The organism is Lutimaribacter pacificus, assembly GCF_900142185.1.
GTDB lineage: Bacteria > Pseudomonadota > Alphaproteobacteria > Rhodobacterales > Rhodobacteraceae > Lutimaribacter > Lutimaribacter pacificus.
In genome coordinates this window covers 208,162-227,736 of sequence record NZ_FQZZ01000005.1, presented here as the reverse complement: position 1 = coordinate 227,736, position 19,575 = coordinate 208,162, and the positions used below count along the sequence as shown (strand labels likewise).

At 66.0% G+C, this 19,575-nt stretch carries 20 protein-coding genes; 7 read left to right on the top strand and 13 right to left on the bottom strand.

The window, feature by feature from the left end:
* Positions 1-16: 16 nt before the first annotated feature.
* Positions 17-481: a hypothetical protein gene (locus tag F3H87_RS14445; RefSeq protein ID WP_149787598.1), complete on the bottom strand. Its 465-nt coding sequence runs from the start codon at positions 479-481 to the stop codon at positions 17-19.
* A 272-nt stretch (positions 482-753) separates the two neighbouring features.
* On the opposite strand from F3H87_RS14445, the gene F3H87_RS14440 reads away from it, so the two are divergent.
* Entirely contained in the window at positions 754-1,113 is a 360-nt protein-coding gene (locus tag F3H87_RS14440) for a hypothetical protein (RefSeq protein WP_149787597.1), read from the top strand.
* 320 nt (positions 1,114-1,433) lie between these two features.
* Here F3H87_RS14440 and F3H87_RS14435 read toward each other — a convergent pair whose 3' ends face one another.
* The 9 genes from F3H87_RS14435 to F3H87_RS14395 all read right to left on the bottom strand — a co-directional run bounded on the left by F3H87_RS14435 (position 1,434) and on the right by F3H87_RS14395 (position 9,647).
* Positions 1,434-1,793 carry a hypothetical protein gene (locus F3H87_RS14435; protein WP_149787596.1) on the bottom strand — a complete coding sequence of 120 codons (360 nt, stop codon included), beginning with the start codon at positions 1,791-1,793 and terminating at the stop codon, positions 1,434-1,436.
* Entirely contained in the window at positions 1,790-2,581 is a 792-nt protein-coding gene (locus F3H87_RS14430; protein WP_149787595.1) for a hypothetical protein, read from the bottom strand. The genes F3H87_RS14435 and F3H87_RS14430 overlap by 4 nt, the downstream gene beginning before the upstream one ends.
* 13 nt (positions 2,582-2,594) lie before the next feature.
* Entirely contained in the window at positions 2,595-3,956 is a 1,362-nt protein-coding gene (locus F3H87_RS14425; protein WP_149787594.1) for a phage terminase large subunit, read from the bottom strand.
* A complete protein-coding gene (locus tag F3H87_RS14420) occupies positions 3,953-4,153 on the bottom strand; it encodes a hypothetical protein (RefSeq protein ID WP_149787593.1) in 201 nt (66 codons plus the stop codon). Before F3H87_RS14420 ends, F3H87_RS14425 begins: the two co-directional genes overlap by 4 nt.
* On the bottom strand, positions 4,150-4,602 hold the full coding sequence (locus F3H87_RS14415; protein ID WP_149787592.1) for a hypothetical protein: 453 nt from the start codon (positions 4,600-4,602) through the stop codon (positions 4,150-4,152). Before F3H87_RS14415 ends, F3H87_RS14420 begins: the two co-directional genes overlap by 4 nt.
* Positions 4,589-5,008 carry a hypothetical protein gene (locus F3H87_RS14410; protein WP_149787591.1) on the bottom strand — a complete coding sequence of 140 codons (420 nt, stop codon included), beginning with the start codon at positions 5,006-5,008 and terminating at the stop codon, positions 4,589-4,591. Before F3H87_RS14410 ends, F3H87_RS14415 begins: the two co-directional genes overlap by 14 nt.
* Before the next feature lie 490 nt (positions 5,009-5,498).
* Positions 5,499-7,886, bottom strand: coding sequence for a virulence-associated E family protein (locus F3H87_RS14405; protein WP_149787590.1), 2,388 nt, complete (start codon positions 7,884-7,886; stop codon positions 5,499-5,501).
* Positions 7,887-7,892: 6 nt separating this feature from the next.
* Positions 7,893-8,168 carry a helix-turn-helix transcriptional regulator gene (locus F3H87_RS14400; protein WP_149787589.1) on the bottom strand — a complete coding sequence of 92 codons (276 nt, stop codon included), beginning with the start codon at positions 8,166-8,168 and terminating at the stop codon, positions 7,893-7,895.
* Positions 8,169-8,339: 171 nt separating this feature from the next.
* Positions 8,340-9,647 (bottom strand): tyrosine-type recombinase/integrase, encoded by a 1,308-nt coding sequence (locus tag F3H87_RS14395; protein WP_149787588.1) that lies wholly within the window; start codon positions 9,645-9,647, stop codon positions 8,340-8,342.
* A gap of 413 nt (positions 9,648-10,060) precedes the next feature.
* Between F3H87_RS14395 and F3H87_RS14390 the strand changes: the two genes are divergently transcribed.
* From F3H87_RS14390 to F3H87_RS14380, 3 genes are all read left to right on the top strand, one after another.
* Positions 10,061-11,014 (top strand): DUF2971 domain-containing protein, encoded by a 954-nt coding sequence (locus F3H87_RS14390; protein ID WP_149787587.1) that lies wholly within the window; start codon positions 10,061-10,063, stop codon positions 11,012-11,014.
* 396 nt (positions 11,015-11,410) lie between these two features.
* A complete protein-coding gene (locus F3H87_RS14385; protein ID WP_149787586.1) occupies positions 11,411-11,731 on the top strand; it encodes a DMT family transporter in 321 nt (106 codons plus the stop codon).
* 133 nt (positions 11,732-11,864) lie between these two features.
* Positions 11,865-12,629, top strand: coding sequence for a hypothetical protein (locus F3H87_RS14380; protein WP_149787585.1), 765 nt, complete (start codon positions 11,865-11,867; stop codon positions 12,627-12,629).
* Here the strand turns inward: F3H87_RS14380 and F3H87_RS14375 are convergent.
* On the bottom strand, positions 12,626-13,504 hold the full coding sequence (locus F3H87_RS14375) for an alpha/beta fold hydrolase (protein WP_188129169.1): 879 nt from the start codon (positions 13,502-13,504) through the stop codon (positions 12,626-12,628). The genes F3H87_RS14380 and F3H87_RS14375 overlap by 4 nt on opposite strands.
* A gap of 147 nt (positions 13,505-13,651) precedes the next feature.
* Between F3H87_RS14375 and F3H87_RS14370 the strand changes: the two genes are divergently transcribed.
* Entirely contained in the window at positions 13,652-14,857 is a 1,206-nt protein-coding gene (locus F3H87_RS14370; RefSeq protein ID WP_149787583.1) for an acetyl-CoA C-acetyltransferase, read from the top strand.
* A gap of 2 nt (positions 14,858-14,859) precedes the next feature.
* A complete protein-coding gene (locus F3H87_RS14365; RefSeq protein ID WP_149787582.1) occupies positions 14,860-16,986 on the top strand; it encodes a 3-hydroxyacyl-CoA dehydrogenase NAD-binding domain-containing protein in 2,127 nt (708 codons plus the stop codon).
* Between the two features lie 90 nt (positions 16,987-17,076).
* Here the strand turns inward: F3H87_RS14365 and F3H87_RS14360 are convergent, their stop codons facing one another.
* Positions 17,077-17,556: a DUF2478 domain-containing protein gene (locus F3H87_RS14360; protein WP_149787581.1), complete on the bottom strand. Its 480-nt coding sequence runs from the start codon at positions 17,554-17,556 to the stop codon at positions 17,077-17,079.
* A 68-nt stretch (positions 17,557-17,624) separates the two neighbouring features.
* Between F3H87_RS14360 and mobA the strand changes: the two genes are divergently transcribed.
* Positions 17,625-18,230: a molybdenum cofactor guanylyltransferase MobA gene (gene mobA / locus F3H87_RS14355; RefSeq protein WP_223228074.1), complete on the top strand. Its 606-nt coding sequence runs from the start codon at positions 17,625-17,627 to the stop codon at positions 18,228-18,230.
* Here the strand turns inward: mobA and F3H87_RS14350 are convergent.
* Entirely contained in the window at positions 18,227-19,330 is a 1,104-nt protein-coding gene (locus F3H87_RS14350; RefSeq protein ID WP_149787580.1) for a DUF6456 domain-containing protein, read from the bottom strand. The two genes, mobA and F3H87_RS14350, sit on opposite strands and share 4 nt — an antisense overlap.
* Between the last annotated feature and the right edge of the window lie 245 nt (positions 19,331-19,575).

Below are 19,575 nucleotides of genomic sequence, written 5' to 3'. Positions count from 1 at the left end.
TTGTCCGGAGGGGCGATCACGTCGCCCCCTTCAGCCGCCGCTCCAGTGCCTTCAGCAGCACCCAATCCGTCTCGCCCGGAAGGCGGGCGCTAATCAGCTCCTTGCCGTTAAGGCTCGTCTTCCGCCCATCCTTCGTCCGGCACAGCTCGTCTGCAGCCCCCGACGGGCTGGAGAAACTCTGTCCCTCGAACACAAGAGCGCCGTTGTCTACGCGCCCCGTGAACCGCTGGCCGTTGTAGTCCATCTGCAACTCGGTTCCGTGCGGCAGCGTCAGTCCGGTAGAGTGCCCCTTGCCCACCCACGGGCGACCGGCAGCCGACGGTGCGGCGACCGTCTCGGGCTCTATACTCTCCTCGTTCTCGGCGGGCGCGATCCCGAGCAGGCGGCGAAGTGCCGTGTTCGGCGCCTCATCGAAGCCCCTACGCTCAAGCTCGATTGCCTTGTGCACCTCGAAGTCGATCTCAATTGTTCGCATCGTCATGGGTTCCTCCATTAGCTCTGGAGGGTATATGCTCCTCTTTTCCCTCTCTGTCAAACATAAAGAGCGAAAAGAGGGAATGGAGGAGCGTTGGGCTCCCGATTGACTCGCCGCCGTCCGCGTGGCACCCAGATCGTGCGCCGAAGGTGGGGTTGGCGAGCCCCCGCAACAAATCGCCGGTAAACACCAAGACGCGCTCCCCTGAAACCTGCCGACTTATCCCGCGTGCGCCCGAAGTGCGTCCCGGCGGTCGGCGTTAGCTCAAGGAGAGCGACATGCTCGACAACATCATACCGTTCCCAGTTTCGGCGGAGCCCGAACTTGAAGAGCCCGACTGGGAACACCTAATCGAGGAACTGCAACGGGCCCATAAGTTCATGGGGGAGTACGATCCCCCGAGCAACATCGAGGCCGACATTCCGGCTTTCGCGATGGCGGACCTGACGCAGTGGCTCATCCGGGAAAGGCAGGAAGGTAGCGCCTCGCAGAGGGAGGTCATGTCCCAGTTCTTCTACTCGGTCGCCTTTATCGTCGCCCCGTGGTGCGGCGATCAGGAAGACGCAGAAGTGGACGAGAAGCTCGAAACAATCCTGAGGCTCAGCGCCGACCTTGAGGAGAGGCTCGCGCAACAATAACTCGCCCTCGACCGACCAGCACAACGCAGGGTAGAGTATCCCCACGCTGGTCTCCGTGGGGTGCGGGGAGCCGCGCCCTAGAAGGCCCCGGGTTTCATCCCCCGGGGCCTTCGTCCGTCTCGACCTCGGGCGACGCTCACGCCGCAGCCTCGGTGATCTTGCTGCGGCAGTAATCGCAGTGGCGGACACCTCGATGCTGCGACCAGAACGGTCGGCGGCATCGCATACAGCGCCGCTCCTTCGCCTCCCCCGGCTTCGTCTCCGCTTCGTCCGGCATCCGAGGCCCGGGCGTGTAGCCCCACTTGTTGGGGTTCTCCTCCTCAGCCATCCTCCGGGAGCCCAAGCAGGCGGCGGACCTCGGCATCAATCTCCCCGTCGGTCGGGATCGAGGTCCCGGCCTTGGGCGAGAAGACCGGCTGCCCGTCCCGATACTCCGCCGCCAGACCGCCCCGGCGGGCGAGGAGTGTGTCACGCGCTGCCTCCCGCAGCCGCTCGTCAGCGAGAGCCCGCGCGACGGTCGCCTCTCTGTAGCCGGTGAGTTTCGCCAGCTCGCGCTCATTCTCCGCCAGCCGCCGGTCCTGCTCTCGGGCGTTCCGCTCACGGGCTGCCTCAGCCGCGCGGCGCTCCGCCTCCCGGGATCGGTCACGCCCGTTCTTCCATGTCGTGATCGAACCGCTCATGCCTTGCCTCCTTTCAGCGCCGCAAGCTCGCGGTTCGCCTTCGCCCGGGGCGTGTCCTTGCCTGCCTGCACCTTCTGGAAGCGGGCGATCACGGCGCTGCCCGCGCCGTCGATAGCATCGAGGAGTTTGCCCACCGCCTCGCGCTCGGCCACAGCCTTCGCGGCGAAGGTCCGGGCGGCGGCGATCCGCACCTGGGCCCACTCCTCGGTCTTGAGCCCAGACAAGAAGGGCTGACCGCCGAGGACCGCCGCGACAGTCGCGTGATCGCCCTCCTTGGTGGCGTTCTGCAGGAAGCCAAACCTCTCCTTCGCAGGTAGGCCCTTGACGTGGGCCCGGACCTCGGCGGCGAGCGCCCGCGTGGCCGGGTTGTCGTCGGTGAGGGCGAAGTCCACCGCCTTGTCGAGGGTGTTGGCTGTCTCCTGTAGGGAGGCCCGCGTTGCGTCCAGCCGCTTTGTGACGGCTTCGAGGCGAACGGCGGCGGCTTCGGCCAGTTCCTCCTCGCGGCCCGAGAATTGCCGCAGCCCATTCGAGGCCAGCCGGAGGTCGCCCAGATACTCCGACCGCCCGTCCGGGGTCTGGCGGCGGCGGGCGGGGCTTTCCGAGGCGGCCAGCGCCACTAGCGCCCGTTCCGCGTCCTCGACCGCGCCGAGAAAGCGGTAGGCGTCGCCGAGGGCTTGTTGCGCCGAGGCAAGCGCCCCGGGCTTGGCTTCGAGCGCCTCCGCCAGAGGGCTCAGCACGTCGGGGTGGATGTTGATGGGCACGTCGGCCCGGATCGGAAGTGCAGTCATTGGTCTTCTCCTTTCAACCAAAGTGTCCTTCAACCCGCCCGGAGCCGTAGCGCCGGGAGGTCGAGATGAAGCCTTCGAGGTAGCGAAGGGCATCGGCGGCGTGGTCGTTCGCGCCGGTGTCCACGTCCTCGGGCCGGTTCGGATCGCGCGGGAGGGTCGGCAGCGTTTCCAAAAGGAGACCGCACCGCCCGGTCACGTAGAGCCCCGGGCCGTCCCGCTCGACCGCGTGGAGCATTCGTTGTCGAAGCCTCTGCCAGCCCGCGATCCGGGAGCCCGGACCCTTGCGGGGCGGCGTCAGGTAGACGCCCTCACGGCGGAAGACTGCGAGCAGGCTTTCATCGAGCCCGGCGGCATCGTCGCCGACGCCGTGCGGGCGGATGTTCCAGTGGGCGCATCGCTCCCGGATCGAGTCGCAGAGCTTCCCGGGAGGCCAGCGCAGACCTTGGCTGAGGTCCGCCGGGTCCGCCGTGTGGATCTCATCGAGGACGATCAGCGAGCCCTTCGGAAACAGCCCATCTTCGCCCGAGGTCTCGACGCCGATCAGCGCGACCGCCGGGGCTGAGCTACCCCAGTCCACGCCCAACGCAGTGCGGTGGCCCCGAAGGCGGAACGGCGGGCGGAAGTCGGCGGGCAGCACGTGCACCTCCGGGTCCCATACGTCGCCGAACATCGCGCCCCGGGCAATGTTCCAGTCGCCCTCGACCCAAGCCCGGAGCAGCTCGGTGTCGCCCGCCGTCGCCGCCCGAAGCCGTCGGTGGTAGGCGTCGCCGTCGAGGTGCGGATTGTCGACGTAGGTGCTGGGCGCGTTCACCCACGTCTCGCCGTCCTCGGTCGCATAGGGTGCCCAAGGCGGAGCGCGGTTCACGTGCTCGCGGGCGAGGGTCGCGTGCTGCGTGCCGCCCGGGTTCGCCGTGCGGACCTCCCGCAGCGGCACGCCCTCCGCCGCCCGGAGGTTGGACCGGAGCATCTTGACGTATCGGAGGTTGGGCAGGAGCCCGATCTCATCGACAACAAGAAGCGTGAAGGACCGGCCCTGATACTTGCTGTATGCGGTCGGACCGTCGAGCTGGCCGACCTCGATCACCGCCCCGTTGGCGAGGCGAAAAACGTTGTCGGCCTTGTTATAGCGGACCGCCCGCCGCCCATACGCCGCGACCAGCAACATATGGAGCGTCTCGGCCAGCTCGGACGCGGCCTTGTAGGTCTCGCGGACGATCAGCGGGCGGGCGCGATCCTTGTATTGCTCGACGTGGCGGAGAACGAGCAGCATCGCGCCATAGGACTTGCCGCCGCCCCGACCGCCGCCGAGGAACAGATTGAACGTCTCCGGGACGGCCAGCACCTGGCCTTGGTATTGCGTCGGGGCGATTTTCACGTGCGCCCCCTCCTCTGCCCGTTCACGATGTCCTCCGAGGACTTGCCCGCGCGGGGTCCGGGGATCGCCGACGCCTTGCGCCGATAGGTCTGGTTGCCCTCGGCATCGAGCCCAGCGGCCTCCTGATCGGGTTGCGGAACTCGGGGCTGCTTCGGCTTGCCGTCGATGTTCTTCGGGATTGCAGTCGGCTTGTTCATGATTTGTTCCTTTGCTGGGTCGGATCGGGCGTCACGTCGATCATCCGGCGGTAATCCTCGGGCGACGCTGCCCCGGGGAGATTGATGGTGATGTTCGGTTGTGCGTCCTTCGGCTCGACCGGCGTGCTATCGCGGAAGCCGCGCTTGGCCTTCAACAAGAAGATCGCTGCCGTGACGTTTCCCTCGCGGGCGTGCTGGAGAAGATGCCCGACAAGCTCGGTCTCTAGCGCCCCGTCGCCCCGGGCCATCGCCTCGGCAAGGAGCGGATCGTTGTCGGCGGCGGTCTTGAGGGCGGAGGACGACAGCCCGAGGGTGGCGGCGACAGTCTCGCGCGAACAGCCGTTGGCAAGCATCTTCTCGGCGAACTCCCGGCCCGGGGCGGTGACTGTCGAGGGCTTGTTGCCCCGGCCCCGGGTCGCGAGGACAAGGGTGCGCTTAGCCTTGGTCATCGGTCGGGACCGTTTCGAGGATGTTGTTGGCCGAGACCTTCGCGAGGTCGCCCAGCTCCTGTAGGAAGGTCAGCGGGGCCTCCGGAATCGGGCCGCCGTGGGCGATGGCGAGGCTCAGCCGATAGTTGACCCAATCGGCTAGATCGAGCAGGACCGGGAGCGGAATGCCCGGGAGGAAGCCCAAGGCATCGAGGAGGCGACCGGCGGGTGGCGTCACGCCCCGGGGGAGCTCAGCATCATCCCGGACGCGGCGAACGAAGGTGGCGCGGCGGCGTAGCTCGGCACCGCCGTTGTCGTCCCACAGCGCAGGCCATTCGTGGCGGCGACCGTCGGGGAGGTCCACGCCAAGGTCTTCGTCGGGATCGCGGGCAAGCCAATCGAGGGGATCGAGCGGGAGGGTGGTCATTCGTGGTGTCCTTTCCTGTTCAAGCCTTACGCCGCCCTTACTCGGCTGCGCTCGGCGGGGTTAAGCGATTGGAATGCTTGGGGTTGCGACGCGCAGGCAGTCGATTTCGACTTAACTGGCCTGCTCGGTGCAGCCTTTTTGTCGAAGGCGGAGGACAGATCGGCGTGCGCGCGCCGGAAGGCCAATCGGACCAGCTTCCGCAGCCGTTCCTCCCGCGTTCCTCCTGTCGATCCCTCCCTGAGGGAACGCCCAAAAGCGCAGCTATTCCAAGGGCTTCTATCCCCCGTTCCCCCCGTTCCTCCCTCCGACCTAGAAACTTCCCAGAGAGAAGGGAGACCCCGGGACGTAGCCGAAACCGCTCTAGACGAAACGCGGGGATCGGGGCGGAACGGGGGGAACGCCCCGTGTTTCCGCAAGCGATCCAAGGGCTTAGCGCAACCCAAGGGAGGGAACGGGGGCGGGAACGGGGGGTGGTATGGGAGGGAACGGCTCAAAATGGCAACTCCTTTGTTGCGACCCAGCGACCGTCCCGGAGCTCAAGCCGGATTTCGGTCTGGCGCTCATTTTCGTCGCCCCGGACGTAGGCCCAGCGCGTTGTCTCGTATGCGGCTAGACGGCGCTTGGCTCGCTCCCAGCCGAGGTCCCGCATCAACGCACCGAGCCTTTCGTTGTCGGCCTGCGACCGACGCCCAACCTCGACGCCGACAATGTCCCAAATCAACGCAGGGTCGATCTTCCCGGTCAGGTCGCCGAGCGCGGCGCTCAGGACCTCCGCCCACGGATCGTCTACCCGGCGCGAATGCTGGACCGTCGCCGCCGTCCTCCAGAGGTCCTGTCGCAGCCGGATAGAGTGCCCTTGGGACTCAAGCGTCGCCGCCTCGGCCCACAGCTGGTCCCGGTCGGCGCGGATCGCCGCGATGTCGAAGCCCTCAACCCGGACCGGCCAGAAGCGCCGGTTGCCCGTGGGGTCGGTCAGATACTTCTCGTCATTCGTCGTGCCGATAAAGACGCAGGTGCGCGGGACCTCGGAGACCGTCCGAGCATAGGCGAGCCGCCCGCGATCCGTCTGGCGCGACATGAACGCCTTCCGCGTCTCGCTCTCGCTCTTGCGCATCCCTTTCAACTCGGGGGCCTCGATCACCCAGCGACCGGCGAGTTGCTCGATGGCTTCGCGGTCGCGCAGCGTGAAGCTGAAGTTGTCGGAGAACCAATTGGGGTCCGGCATTAATGCCTCGATGGCGCTCGACTTGCCGACGCCCTGCGGTCCCTCCAGCACGAGCATCTCATCAAACTTCGAGCCCGGACGGCGAGCCCGCCGCGCGGCGGCGATAAGCGTCAGCTTCGAGACCTCCCGTGTGAAGGGCGTGTCCTCGGCCCCGCCGTAGTCGATCAGCCACCGCTCGATCCGGGGCGTGCCGTCCCATTCGGGTTCAACCCGGGCGAGGTAATCGCGCACGGGGTGGAAGGCGTTCCGCTGGGCATAGTCGTTCACCACCATCTGGAAGAAATCGACCGGCGGCAGCATCCCGAAGCGGGCGTCAACGCCGAGATAGAGCGCCGTCAGCGCGGCGTCGTCCAGCCAAGGTCCGAAGCCCTCCAGACCGTCGATCAGGCGGCGGTCGGTGAACTGGTCGTAAGATACCCGGACGCCAAGCCAGTCGAGGGCCAGCCGGATGTTCCGCTGGTGCTTCGCGACCGGCTGGCCGTTTTTGTCTGTCACGAAGCCAGCGAGCCGGGGCGAGCGTTCCGGCCCCTGCTCGGGCTTGTCGCCCTCGGGCCAGAACGCCTCTGCGCCCACGCGCTCGATTGCCCGGGGGAGGTCGTGCTTCAGCAGCTTCCGGGCGTCCACCTTCCGATCCCGGTGCCAGCGCCCAATCGGGCGGTCGGGGTCGAGGAGGAGCGGCAGCGCGATCCGCCCGGGGACGCGAGCCCGGGCGAGAGCGCAATACACCTCCCACGCATAGCCGCTGCCGGAGCTGTCGCCCTCTGTGTCCTTCCGCTTCCGCAGGGCATCGTCCAGCTCGGCGACGCCGCCTGCGAGGAGCTGTAGCGAGCGCAGCGGGAGTGCGTAGCCGTCGAGGTCCTCGAACACGTCGCCGCATGAGCGCCACGGCTCGCCCGATACGTCCAGCAGGGGATGGTCGGCGACCGGGACCACACCGAGAGGAGACCCGCTGGTCCCGGTCGCCGCCTCCGCCGAGGTCGGCCCATCAGCCTCGGCGAAACTGGCAAACTCGTTGTCTGGGATCGGCTCGGCCCGGAGGAAGGTCCAGGTGGCAAGCACCTCGGTTGCGCCCTTGGCCCGCTTCTTCTCGTCAGGCCAGTTGACGAAGCCCGGGAGCCGCGCAATCCGGTCCGCGTTCTGGGCGCTGTCCGCACCCTTCCAGCCGTCGTCCTTCGGGAGGTCCGTCAGGGCGTCCCGGATCGCGATATTGATGCTGGCGACCTCCTGCCAATCGGTCAGCGGTGTCGTGCGTTTCCAGAACGCCCAAACACCATTCCCGGAGAGCAGGAGGAAGGAGACCGGCGGGAGCCCCTTGCGGCTCAGGTAGGTCGGATTGTTCAGGAGGGCGCACACATCCTCGACGCTCCCCGGGCCGCAGTCGATGTCGGTCCAGTGGAATGCGCAATCAACAACATCGGTCCGCGCCAACTTCGTCTTCGCGTCCGCCGCGCGGCCGTGTCGGGCGATCTGCCAATACAAATTCGCCCCGCCTTCGTTCTGTCGGGACGCCCAGCCGAGCGCCTCCTCGACCTTGGAGAAGGTCTTGCTGAAAATCTGCTTCGTCCGCCCGGAGGCGATGGCGGTCAGCTTCCACGGGCCGTCCGGGTGCGTTAGGCGGAGGCACGCCGCCGCAAGTTGGGGTTTGGGCACCATCCGGGATCACTCCCCGGGCTGGACAGCGTGCTGTTCGCACCACGCATCAAGGTCCCGACGGGCATAGCGCACCATCTTGTGCGACGGGCGGACGTAGCGCGGCCCGCGCCCCTCCTTGCGCATCGTCTCCATGCCGCCCTCGGTCAGGCCTAGATAAGCGGCGGCTTGCGCCGGAGTCATATACTCGCTCACCGGCAGGAAGGTGCCGTCACGGATACCTTCGGCCAGCTTCTCGGCGACCTGTTGGGCCACCGTCTCGGCGAACTCTGCGTTGTTGTTCACAGCGTCGTCTCCTGTCGTGCGGAGCGACGCTCAAAGAAAAAGCGACGCCCCGGGTTGGGGTCGTCGCCGTTGCTCCCGGGGCTACCTCAGCCTTGTTCCGGGTGCTCGACGTTGCAGGGGGTGTTCTCAGCCCGCAACGTCGGCGCTATGTCGTGGCCGGACGATATGCGATTAAGCCGCCATCGGTCTAGCCCCTTCTTTTTGTTGCCGAAGCAGATCCATCAGGGTCGAGCTAATACGCTCCTGTGCGTCGAGGAGGTCGGGCGCGATCCCCTCGCGGGAGCCGTATGTGCCGGAGTGAATATCGCCCTTCTGCGAATGGTTCATCAGCTTCTTCGACAAGCTCTCCTCGACCCCAGCCCAGATGCAGGCGTTGCGGTATGTATGCCGCAGCCCGTGCCCGGAACACGGCAGCTTGGGCTCTTTCGTCGCGAACTTCGACATCTGGCCCGTGAAGCTGTTCGATCCGCGCTTTGCCTTCGTCGCGTCGCCCGGGAAGATAATGCGATCCGCGAAGTTGGGCGAACGGACGCGGGCCGCGCGGCGAGCCCGAGCGAGACAGGCCAACATCGGGCGCGTCAGCGGCACGTCATACGCCTTCGCCTTGCCTCCCTTCGGGGCTGGGACTTGGAAGCGACGCCCGCGCACATCGACGTGTTCCCAGCGCGCATCGACAAGCGATCCGCTCCGCATGCCGGAGAGCAGCAGGAACAGCTGGAACTCGGCCCGCACCCGGTTACTCATCCCCTGATAGGCTTCCCACCAGCCGGGCAAATCTAGGCGGCTCATCGCGTCCTCCCGCGCCTCCTCGGGGTTGTAGATCACGCGAAGGGTCGGGTGGTGCTCTGGGTCCGCCGGGGCCGGGGTGTAGCCCATCTTCCGGCACCAGTTGTAGACCACGCGCAGCGTCCTCATCGCGCCGTTCGCGGCATAGGCTCCCCCGCCCTTCCCGGTCTCGCCGTTCGTGATCTTCTCGTGCCTCGCGGCGACGGCGTTCATGCCGGTCTCGGTCGCCAGCTCGCTCAGGGGCCGGTCCCTCCAGATACCCAGCAGATGATCGGTCTCGACCGCATTGCGGTAGGCGTAGACCGTCGCGGCGCTCTTGCCCTGCTTCTCCAGAGCCGACCGATAGAGCCGCCAACCCTCGGCCAGGGTCACGTCGCGGCGGTCACCCTGCTGCGATCCCTTCTCCTGCAACGCCTCGGCAAGCGCCGCCGGAGCCGCGTCGCGCGCCTCCTTCACGCCCAGCTCGGGATAGCTTCCGAAGGCGCGGCGGACCGTCTGCCGCTTGGGCTTCAGCGTCTCGGGGTCGATCAACTGAACCTCGCGCTGGACGCACCAACTCTTGGCCGTCTTTCCGATCTTCAGATAGAGCCCCGGCTGCTTCGCATCGGCGATCAGCTTCTGCCCCGAGGCGAGGAGCGGCAGCTTGGCAATCATCGCGTCGGTGAGGTGGGCCTTCGAGGGGTATTTGTTCATGTTTTGTTCTCCTGCGACGTAAGGCTCGCGTAAGGATCGGAGCGGTTCCGACTAACTGCTGCAAGCCGTCTATGGTGGGTGGTTAGGCGGTCAAGCCATTGTTGTTACTACATAAAAGACTACTATAGCCGTCCACCAGCCGTCTACTCCAAAGAACTGTTAATCAATTGGTCGTAGGTTCGATCCCTACCGCCGGAGCCACTGTCATTCCCCTATCCCTTTGAAAGCCTTGAAAACATGGCCTTGCCGTGTCCCTGAGGGCTATATTACGGAATATATCCAATCATGGCACTGCTGATGAAGCTAGACGACGTGGTCACCAACAAAGGGAAATTCGTCTATAGCCAACGCATTCCGGTTGACATCAAACACCACTAGACTGGTTGCAAAATCTATTCGGCGAGTATTGAGCAATGGAAATTGACCCAGATCACTTGAAGTTTTCGCAAATCTTTTTTGCCGAGGCTTTAGAGGCGCAGCTTTCAGTCGTCGAGAAGAATAGCCGATTTGTTCATTACACCTCTGCTGACACAGCCATTAAGATAATTGGCAACAGCGAGCTTTGGCTGAGAAACGCTGCGGTCATGAACGACTACTCCGAGATTAGTCACGGACTGGAACTTATCCGGCTCGGCTTCGCCTCCCCTGAAGGAGAGGAGTTTAACGCGGCAATTGACGGCATATTTCCTGAAACTCGGATGCGCGTGTCGGAACTGATCGAAGGTTGGGCAGCAGACTGGCGTTTCGAGACTTATATTTCGTGCTTGTCCCTTCATGAAGAACATGAAGATGAGCTTGGCCGTCTATCCATGTGGAGGGCCTATGGCGATGTGGCTCTTGTGGTCAACAACACGCCTATGATGGCTGTAACAGATGAACTTGGGGTGTTCTCGATACCTGTGATGTATCACGACCTAACCGTGTTTCGCGCGCGGTTAAGATCGATTTCCGAGAAGGTCAAAAAGGAAGAGGCATTTCTTCGCGGCGCGGGCGAAGAGAACCTCACTGGATACCTTTTTCACTTCTTTTTGAATGTCGCGCTTGGCACCAAGCACCCAGGTTTTGCCGAGGAAAAGGAGTGGAGAATTTTTTACCGCCCGTCGGAACGAGAAAGCGAAGCGTTAGAACGCAGGCTGGTGGTTATCGGCGGCATACCCCAAGATGTGTGGGTCTTGCACTTGGAGGATGACCCAGAGAAAGGACTGCATTCCGCAGATATTCCTCAACTCCTGAACAGAGTAATAGTTGGTCCAACAGAACACCCCTATGTGAGCGTTCAGGCGTTTCGCCGATTGCTCGAAAAGGTCGGTGTGGAAAAGGCTGATACCAAGGTTACTGCTTCAACCATTCCCCTGAGAAGTAAGTAGGCGCGCCACTAAACTACTTCAGTCGAGCGCATCCTGACTTGACCTTGGCTTTGCATTTGGGACACCCTCTGATATACATGCAATAGCGAACTTCCTTTTTCCAGTTTTTTGTTGTTTTTCAATAGGTTATGGGGTCAACATTTCTTCGGAACGACCCTACCGCCGGAGCCATAAAAAGCCCTCAAGCCGCAATGACTTAAGGGCCTTTTTGTTCACCACAGCACGGCACTCCTCAACCGGTCGGGATGCATTCCGGGTTTTTCACCAAACCGCATCGCCATGCCTTGCCTCCCGCCGCCCGGTTCCCATATCCTCCCGTAACCGAGGCAACGTCCTCGCCCCTTTTCAGGGTTCCATGTCCGGGACGGCCCGGCGGTCTGGACAAGGGGGGCTGTCATGGCCTGGATCTGTCTCGTCATCGCCGGTCTGCTTGAGGTCGTATGGGCCTTGCTGATGAAGCAATCGGCGGGGTTTACCCGTCTTTGGCCCAGCCTCGGGACGGTCATGTTCATAATCGGCAGTTTCGGCCTGCTGGCGGTGGCCATGCGAACGCTGCCGCTTGGCACCGCCTACACGATCTGGACCGGCATCGGCGCGGTCGGGGCGTTTCTTGCCGGCATCGTCGTTCTGGGCGAACAGGTCAGCCCCATGCGCCTTGTCGCGGCGGCGCTGATCGTCGGCGGCCTCATCCTCATGAAGCTGGCGTCGCAGCACTGAGGCGTGCGCGGGCGGTTATGCCTGCCCTCTTATCGTCCGGCACCTGTCACGCCGCCCGAGGCGAAACTTGCCTTGCCATCCCCGTGCCCGACCGTCCAGACTGGTCCCGGGTCAGCGATCGCGGGAGGTGGCTTTGAAAGGGATATTCATCGTCGGAACGGGTCGATCCGGCACGCATTTCACGGTGCGGCTTCTCAACGGGTTTCGGAACACGCGCGATCCGCTGGGCGGAGAAGAGAACCTGCCGATCCTGATGGATATCGCCAAAGCGGCCATCCATCACAGGCAGCCCTCGGCATCCACGCGGGATTACTATGCTCGGTTGCTGGCAGAGGCGGACGGTGTCGTGCTGGACCAGCATCATCCCAACCTGTTCTTCGCCGAACACTGGGCAAGGCAGTTCGACGGGCTTGTTTTTCTCTATCCGCAGCGCCCGGCCTACCAGGTGGTTGCGTCCATGTTGCGCCATACGGGTGTGCTGAAATGGTACCGGTATGCGCAGGAGTGGCGGCAACGGAGCATCAACCGCATTCCCTATCCAAACCGGTTCCTCGGGCTGGACAGGTATTCCGATATCCGGCGGCTGCCTCCACACCTGTTATGCGCCCACCGGGTCATCGCGCATCGCCATGCCTTCGACGATGCGAAGGGCCGGATGGGCCACGCCCTGCGCAGCGTCGATTACGAAGCCCTGGTGATGGACCCGCTGGCCGAGTTCACGCGGGTCTTCGATCCGTCCGAACTGGCTGCGCTGGGAGAGTTCGAACTGCTCGAAACGCCCCGGCCGTCGTCGCTGACCAAGTTTCACGACGTTCTGAGCGAGGCGCAGGTCGCGGATATCCAGGCGCTGGAAAACGAACTGCTGTCGGACACGAGGCCGGACACAGTCGGAACCTAGTGCCCGCCCTGCCCCCGGCGCGCGATGAAATCGGAAACCTTCCCGACCAGCAGCGGCGCCAGCGATGGCGTGATGACGTGGCCCATGCCGGGAATGACTTCCAACTCGGCGCCGGGGATCAGCGCGGCGATCTCTTTGCCGCTATCGGGCGGGATCAGCGTGTCGTCGGCGCCGTGGATCACGAAACAGGGCAGATCGACACCGCGCAGCGCCGCGCGGCGGTCGCCCGATGTCAGCGTCGCCAGCAACTGCCGGTTCACGCCCTCTGCCCCGGCGCCGCGATCGTAGGCGCGGCCCGCCAGGTCGCGGAAATACCTGTCGGGCGCGGGAAAGCCGGGCGAGCCCCAGGCGCGGTCGCCCTCCATTGCGGCGGCGATGAACCCGGCGCGGTCCTGCTTATGGCCGAGCAGCGCCTCGATCCCCGGCGCGGGCGTGAAATGCGCGCGCGTCATCACGATGGTGGCCGACAGCAGCCGGTCGGCATGGTGGATGGCCAGGAGCTGCGCAATCGCCCCGCCCATCGAGATGCCGAAGATATGCGCCTGCGCGATTCCCAGCGCGTCCATCAGCCCGGTCACGTCCGCCGCCATATCCTCCAGCGCATAGGCCGGGGTCAGGGGGCGGCCCGCGGCAAGGTCGGACAGGATCGTTTCGGCCCGGCCATCGACGCCCGGCGCCGGGCAGCGGGCGCTTTTGCCGATATCGCGGTTGTCGAAGGCGATGACGCGAAACCCCTGCCCCACGAACCCGTCGGTCAACTCGCGCGGCCAGTGGATCAGCTGGCTGCCCAGCCCCCGGATCAGGATCAGCGCGGGATCGGCGGGATCGCCGTATTCTTCGACCTCGAGTGTGATGCCGTTGGTGGAAACCTGCATGTCCTGTCCTCCTTGTCCGCGCAGCCTGCGCCAGCGGCCGGACGCGCACAAGCCCCGTGACGTTGGGGCATTTCCCACGCGCATGATTGATATTCCGCCGCCCCCGCCCCTAGGCTGACGGCAACCATTGGGAGGAGGACAAGGATCATGGCCGAGGCCTATATCTTCGATGCCGTGCGCACACCCCGTTCGAAGGGGAAACAGGGCGGCACGCTGAACGAGGTGAAACCGATCCGCCTGCTGGCCGGTCTGCTTGAAGGGCTTCAGGAACGGCACGACCTGGACACCGGGCGCGTCGATGACGTGATCATGGGCTGCGTCGCCCCGGTTCTGGAACAGGGCAGTTGCATCGCCAAGGCCGCCGCGCAATCGGCGGGCTGGGACGAAAACGTGCCGGGCGTGCAGCTTGACCGGTTCTGCGCCTCGGGGCTTGAGGCGGTGAACATGGCCGCAGCCAAGGTCGGATCGGGGCAAGAGGACCTGGTCGTCGCCGGCGGGCTGGAATCGATGAGCCGCGTGCCCATCGGATCGTCGGGCGGGCCTATGTTCGCGGACCCGGAATTCGTTCTGGACCACAACTCGGTCCCGCAGGGGATCGGGGCCGACCTGATCGCCACGCTGGACGGCTACAGCCGCGAGGACGTGGATGCCTTTGCGATGGAAAGCCAGCGCCGCGCGGCGCATGCGCGCGACAACGGCTGGTTCGACCGCTCGGTCCTGCCGGTGCGCGACGTGAACGGCACGGTGGTGCTGGAACGCGACGATTTCATCAAGCCCGGCACCGACATGCAGACGCTGGGCGGGCTGAAACCCAGCTTCGCGCAGATGGGCGCGCTTGGCATGGACGAGATGGCGATCGCGAAATACCCGCAGGTCAACCGCATCGACCATGTGCACACGCCGGGCAATTCCTCGGGCATCGTGGATGGCGCCAGCGCCGTGCTGATCGGCAGCGAAAAGGCGGGCCGCGACGCGGGGCTGGAACCGCGCGGGCGGATCGTGGCCGCCGCCGTGCTGGCCACCGACCCGGTGATCATGCTGACGGGCCCCGGCCCGGCGGCCAGGAAATGCCTGGCCAAGGCCGGGCTGACCCGCGACGACGTGGATATCTGGGAAATCAACGAGGCCTTCGCCTCGGTCGCGCTGCGCTACATGCGCGACCTGGATATCGACCCCGAGATCACCAATGTCTGCGGCGGCGCCATCGCCATGGGGCACCCGCTGGGCGCCACCGGCGGCGCGCTGGTCTCGACCGTGCTGGACGAGCTGGAACGGCGCGGCGCGAAACGCGCGATGATCTCGCTCTGCGTGGGCGGGGGCATGGGAATTTCAACGCTGATCGAACGGGTGTGAACATGGGCGAGTTTCGTTACGAAAAGGATGCCGAAGGCATCGTCACCGTCACGATGGACATGGATGGCCCGGTCAACGCGATGAACGCGGAATTCGACCGCCTGTACCAGGACATGACCGACCGGCTCTGCGCCGAGGACGGGCTGACCGGCGTGGTGCTGACCTCGGCCAAGGAAACCTTTTTCGCGGGCGGCGACCTGAAATGGCTGATCTCGGTCGAACCGGGCCAGGAGCAGGAGATTTTCGAGAATGTCGAGCGGACCAAGGCCAACATGCGCCGGCTGGAAAAGCTGGGCGTGCCGGTGGTGGCCGCGATCAACGGCGCGGCGGCGGGCGGCGGGTTCGAAATCTGCCTGGCCAGCCATTACCGCATCGCCGCCGACCTGCCGAAGGTAAAGATCGGCCTGCCCGAGGTGACGCTGGGCCTGCTGCCCGGCGGCGGCGGCGTGGTGCGCATGACCTATATGCTGGGGATCGAGGGCGCGATGCCTTTCGTGCTGGAGGGTCGGATGGTGCCCGCGAAAAAGGCGCTGGAGGCCGGGCTGATCCACGAGGTCGTGGACAGCGCCGAGGCACTGGTGCCGCGCGCCAAGGACTGGCTCACATCCGTCCGGGGCGATGCGGCGGCCTGCACCCAGCCCTGGGACGACCGCAAGTATCGCATCCCCGGCGGGCCTTCGAATACGGCGGCTGCGGCGCCACGCCTCGCCGCCGGGTCGGCGATGCTTTACAAGAAGACGCGCGGGTTGCTGCCCGCGCCGGGCAAGATCATGGATATCATGGCCAACACCGCCTCGAATGTCGATTTCGACGGGGCGCAACGCTATGAAAGCCGGCAATTCGCCTCGCTGGTGCCGCTGCCGGTGACCAAGAACATGATCCAGGCGTTCTTTTTCGACCTGAACAAGGTCAATGGCGGCGCGGCGCGGCCAGGGGACGTGCCGAAATCGAAGATTGGCAAGCTGGGTATCCTCGGCGCGGGCATGATGGGGCAAGGCATCGCCTATTGCGCGGCGATGGCCGGGATCGAGGTGGTGCTGAAGGACACCGAGATGGCGGCGGCGGAGCGCGGCAAGGCCTATACGCAAACCCTGCTGGAAAAACGCGTGGCGCGTGGCCGCATGGACGCGGCCGGGGCCAGGGCCGTGCTGGACCGGATCACCCCCACCGACAAGGCCGGGGCGCTGCAAGGCTGCGACCTGATCATCGAGGCGGTGTTCGAACGCATCGACGTGAAAGAGGCGGTGCTGAAGGACCACGAGGCGCTGCTGGCCGATACCGGGTTCTGGGGCTCGAACACCTCGACACTGCCGATCTCGCGCCTTGCGCAGGGCGCGGCGCGGCCCGAGAAATTCATCGGGCTGCATTTCTTTTCGCCGGTCGACAAGATGCCGCTGCTGGAAATCGTCGTGGGCGAAAAGACCGACAACGAAACGCTGGCCCGCGCCTTCGATTTCGCGCGCCAGATCGGCAAGACCCCCATCGTGGTGAACGACAGCACGGGGTTCTACACCTCTCGCACCATCGGCACCAAGATGGACGAGGCCGCGCAGATGGTGGCCGAAGGGCTGGACCCGGTGCGCATCGAGAACCTGTCGCGCGCGGTGGGCTTTCCCACGGGGATGCTGACGCTTTACGACGAGGTGAAACTGTCGCTGGCCGTCGATATCTTCGACACGCAGGTGGGCATGGGGCTGCGCAGCGCCGACGAGGATACGACGCCCGAGGCCCGCGCGCTGTTGCGCGAGATGGTCGAACGGCACGGCCGCAAGGGCCGCGGCGCGGGCGGCGGGTTCTTCGACTATACCGACGCGGGCAAGGAGATCTGGCCGGGCCTTGCGCAATGGCGCAAGGACGGGGCGGAGATACCCGATGCCGATATCAGGGACCGGATGCTGTTCCGCGCCGTGCTGGAAACCCTGCGCTGCCTGGACGAGGGCGTGCTGCGCTCAACGCCCGACGCCAATATCGGGTCGATCATGGGGATCGGCGCCCCGGTCTGGACCGGCGGGTATGCGCAATTCGTCGAAACCTACGGCCGCGCGCGGTTCGTGGCGCGCTGCGAGGAACTGGCGGCACGCTATGGTGCGCGGTTCCTGCCGCCGGAATCGCTGAAGAAAGCAGCGTGATCCTGTGATATCAAATGGCGGCGGAGGGGCCCTGCCCCTCTGCGGCTGCGCCGCATTCACCCCGGAGTATTTGCCGAACGATGAAGCCGCCTACGCGCGGTCGATCTGGATCGCGCCGGGCACCGACCATCGCGCCAGCCCGCCTGCGAACCCCTCGAAAGCCGCGCGTTTTTCATCGGCCACGGCGATGATCACCGTCATGCCGGCGCCAAGCGCCTCGGCGATCAGGGGGGCGAAACCGCGGCCCAGTTCCTCTTGCTTGCCGAAGCGGTTGACAAACAGCACATCCGCGCCGGGCAGCCCGGTGGCGACCTGCTGCACGATATCCTCCAGCGCGCCGGGATCGAGCCGGCAGCCCCCGGCCCCGTCGCCCAGATCCTGCGAGATGACGCGGCTGAACCCGCCCGCCGCATCGTGCAGGACCATGTGCTGCCGCGCCCTGCCCGGCGCCGGGGCGCGATCCTGCAATACGCCCGCGACGCGCAGCCCCTGCGCCCGCAGCCGGTCGCGCAGCGCGGTCAGCGCGGCATCGGTATCGGCGCCGCAGGGCACGGCGATAATCTGGGCCATGGTGGTTTTCCTTGTCCTCGCGTTGCGGCAAGGTAAGGCATGTTGCCCGACCGGAGCCATGTGACACCGTGACCGAACCGCCCCCCGCCGTCATCATCGCCGGAGGCGCCGCGCGCCGGATGGGCGGTGGCGACAAGGCCCTGCTGCCGCTGGCAGACGGACGGGTCATCGACCACCTGCTGATGCAGCTGCACCCGCAGGCCGGGCGAATCGCCATCAACGCCAACGGCGATGCCGCGCGATGGGCAGATGCGGGCCTGCCCGTGCTGCCCGACCCGGTGCCGGACCGCCCCGGGCCGCTGGCCGGTCTGCTGGCGGCGATGCTCTGGGCCGAGAGGCTGAGCGCGGAACGGGTGGTGACGGTGGCGGGCGACACTCCGTTCCTGCCGGCCGATTTCGTGGCCCGCCTGGCCGCTGCCGGGGAATGCGCCATCGCCGAAACGGCCGGGCCGGACGGCCATGCGCGCCAGCACCCGGTTTGCGGGCTCTGGCCCGTGGCTGCGGCCCCCGCCCTGCGGGCGACGCTGGCGCGGGGCGAGCGGCGGGTCATGCGGTTCTGCGAGGCGGCGGGCGCGCGGCATGTGCGGTTCGGGGGCGGCAGGCCGCCGCCCTTTTTCAACATCAACACGCCTGAGGATCTGGCCGAGGCCGAACGCTTCCTCGCCGGGCGTTAACCGATCAGGCTGTCGCCCGGGCCGCGCCGGTCGTAATGCGCCCGGAGCCGCTGCAGCGCGATGCGCAGCACGATCTTGCCCGAGCGCGCCGACCAGCCCATGCGCTTTTCCGCCGTTTCCAGCCCTTCGAGATAGCAGCAGCAGCGCAGCGCCACGTCGCCCAGCCCCGGCCCCAACGCGCGCAGCGCCGCCGCCACCCGCTCGCGCGCCGCGCCCGAGCCTTGGCCGCCCTGCCCGGCGCGGCCGAAATTGCCGCGATCGGCGCCGGTCAGGAACCTGTCCCAGTTCTGCGCCACGCGCGGGCCCATCTGGGCGAGTTCGAAATCCTCGCGCAGCCGTTCGCCCGCCGCCACCAGCTCGCAGCCCAGGAACGGCTTGCCGTTGCGGTCGCGGCGCCGGGCAAGCGCGGTCAGCGGCGATTCCGCGGCGTTGTAACGGATGCGCCGCCGCGTGCCGTCGTCGCCGCCGATCACCCGTTCGTCCCACAACCGGTGCCGGTCGGCAAAGGGCGTCTGCGCCTCGGCGAAACCGGGCCCTTGCGCGGGTTCCACCATGTCGGCCAGCGCGGTGCGGCCCGCCGCCGTGATCGCATAGCGCGACACCCGGCCCGGCGCATCGCAGGCGATCCAGCCCTTGAGCGCCATGGCCTGCGCCACGTTGCGCGACACCACGGCGGTGCGGGTGCTGCCGGCGGGGCCATCGCGCATCACCACCGCCTTTTCCATATCGGCGGCCACCGCCAGGATCGCGCCGCTTTCGCTGAGCCGGCGCAGGATGCGCAACGACTCGCTCCGCAGGGTTTGCTCGTCCTCGGGAAACTCGCGCTCGGGTGTCTGTATCGTCATCGGGGTGCTGTCCTTGTCGCTGTGCCGCCGGTCGTCGGGAAACAGCGACATGCCCAGATGGCGCAGCGCCTCGTCGACCAGCCTGTCATCCCGGCGGTTCTCGATCCGCCGGATCTGTCGCAGAACGGTCGATGCGTGGCATCCGGCGTGCCGGGCGAGTTCCCTGATCGTCAACCCGCCCTCGGTATGGGCCAGATAGTGCGCGGCAGCAGGCGGCACCCAATCCGGCACATGCGCGCCAAGCTGTCTATGCATCGTTCCGTTCAGCCTCCTCTGTGCAGGAAAGGTCAATGGCGCTGCCGCGGTTGCCCACCGCGCATCCCCGAATTTGTTAACAAATTGGCGAAGAATACTTGCCTGTCCGTTAACCATTTCCGCTTTGGCAAGTTTCGTTAGGAAATGGTGAACGGGCCGGAAACCCTGCGCACGCTGCACCGCGCCAGCGCGCAACACCCGCTCAGGTTGTGTTTAGCTGGGGCATTCCATGTCGAAGGAGGCCC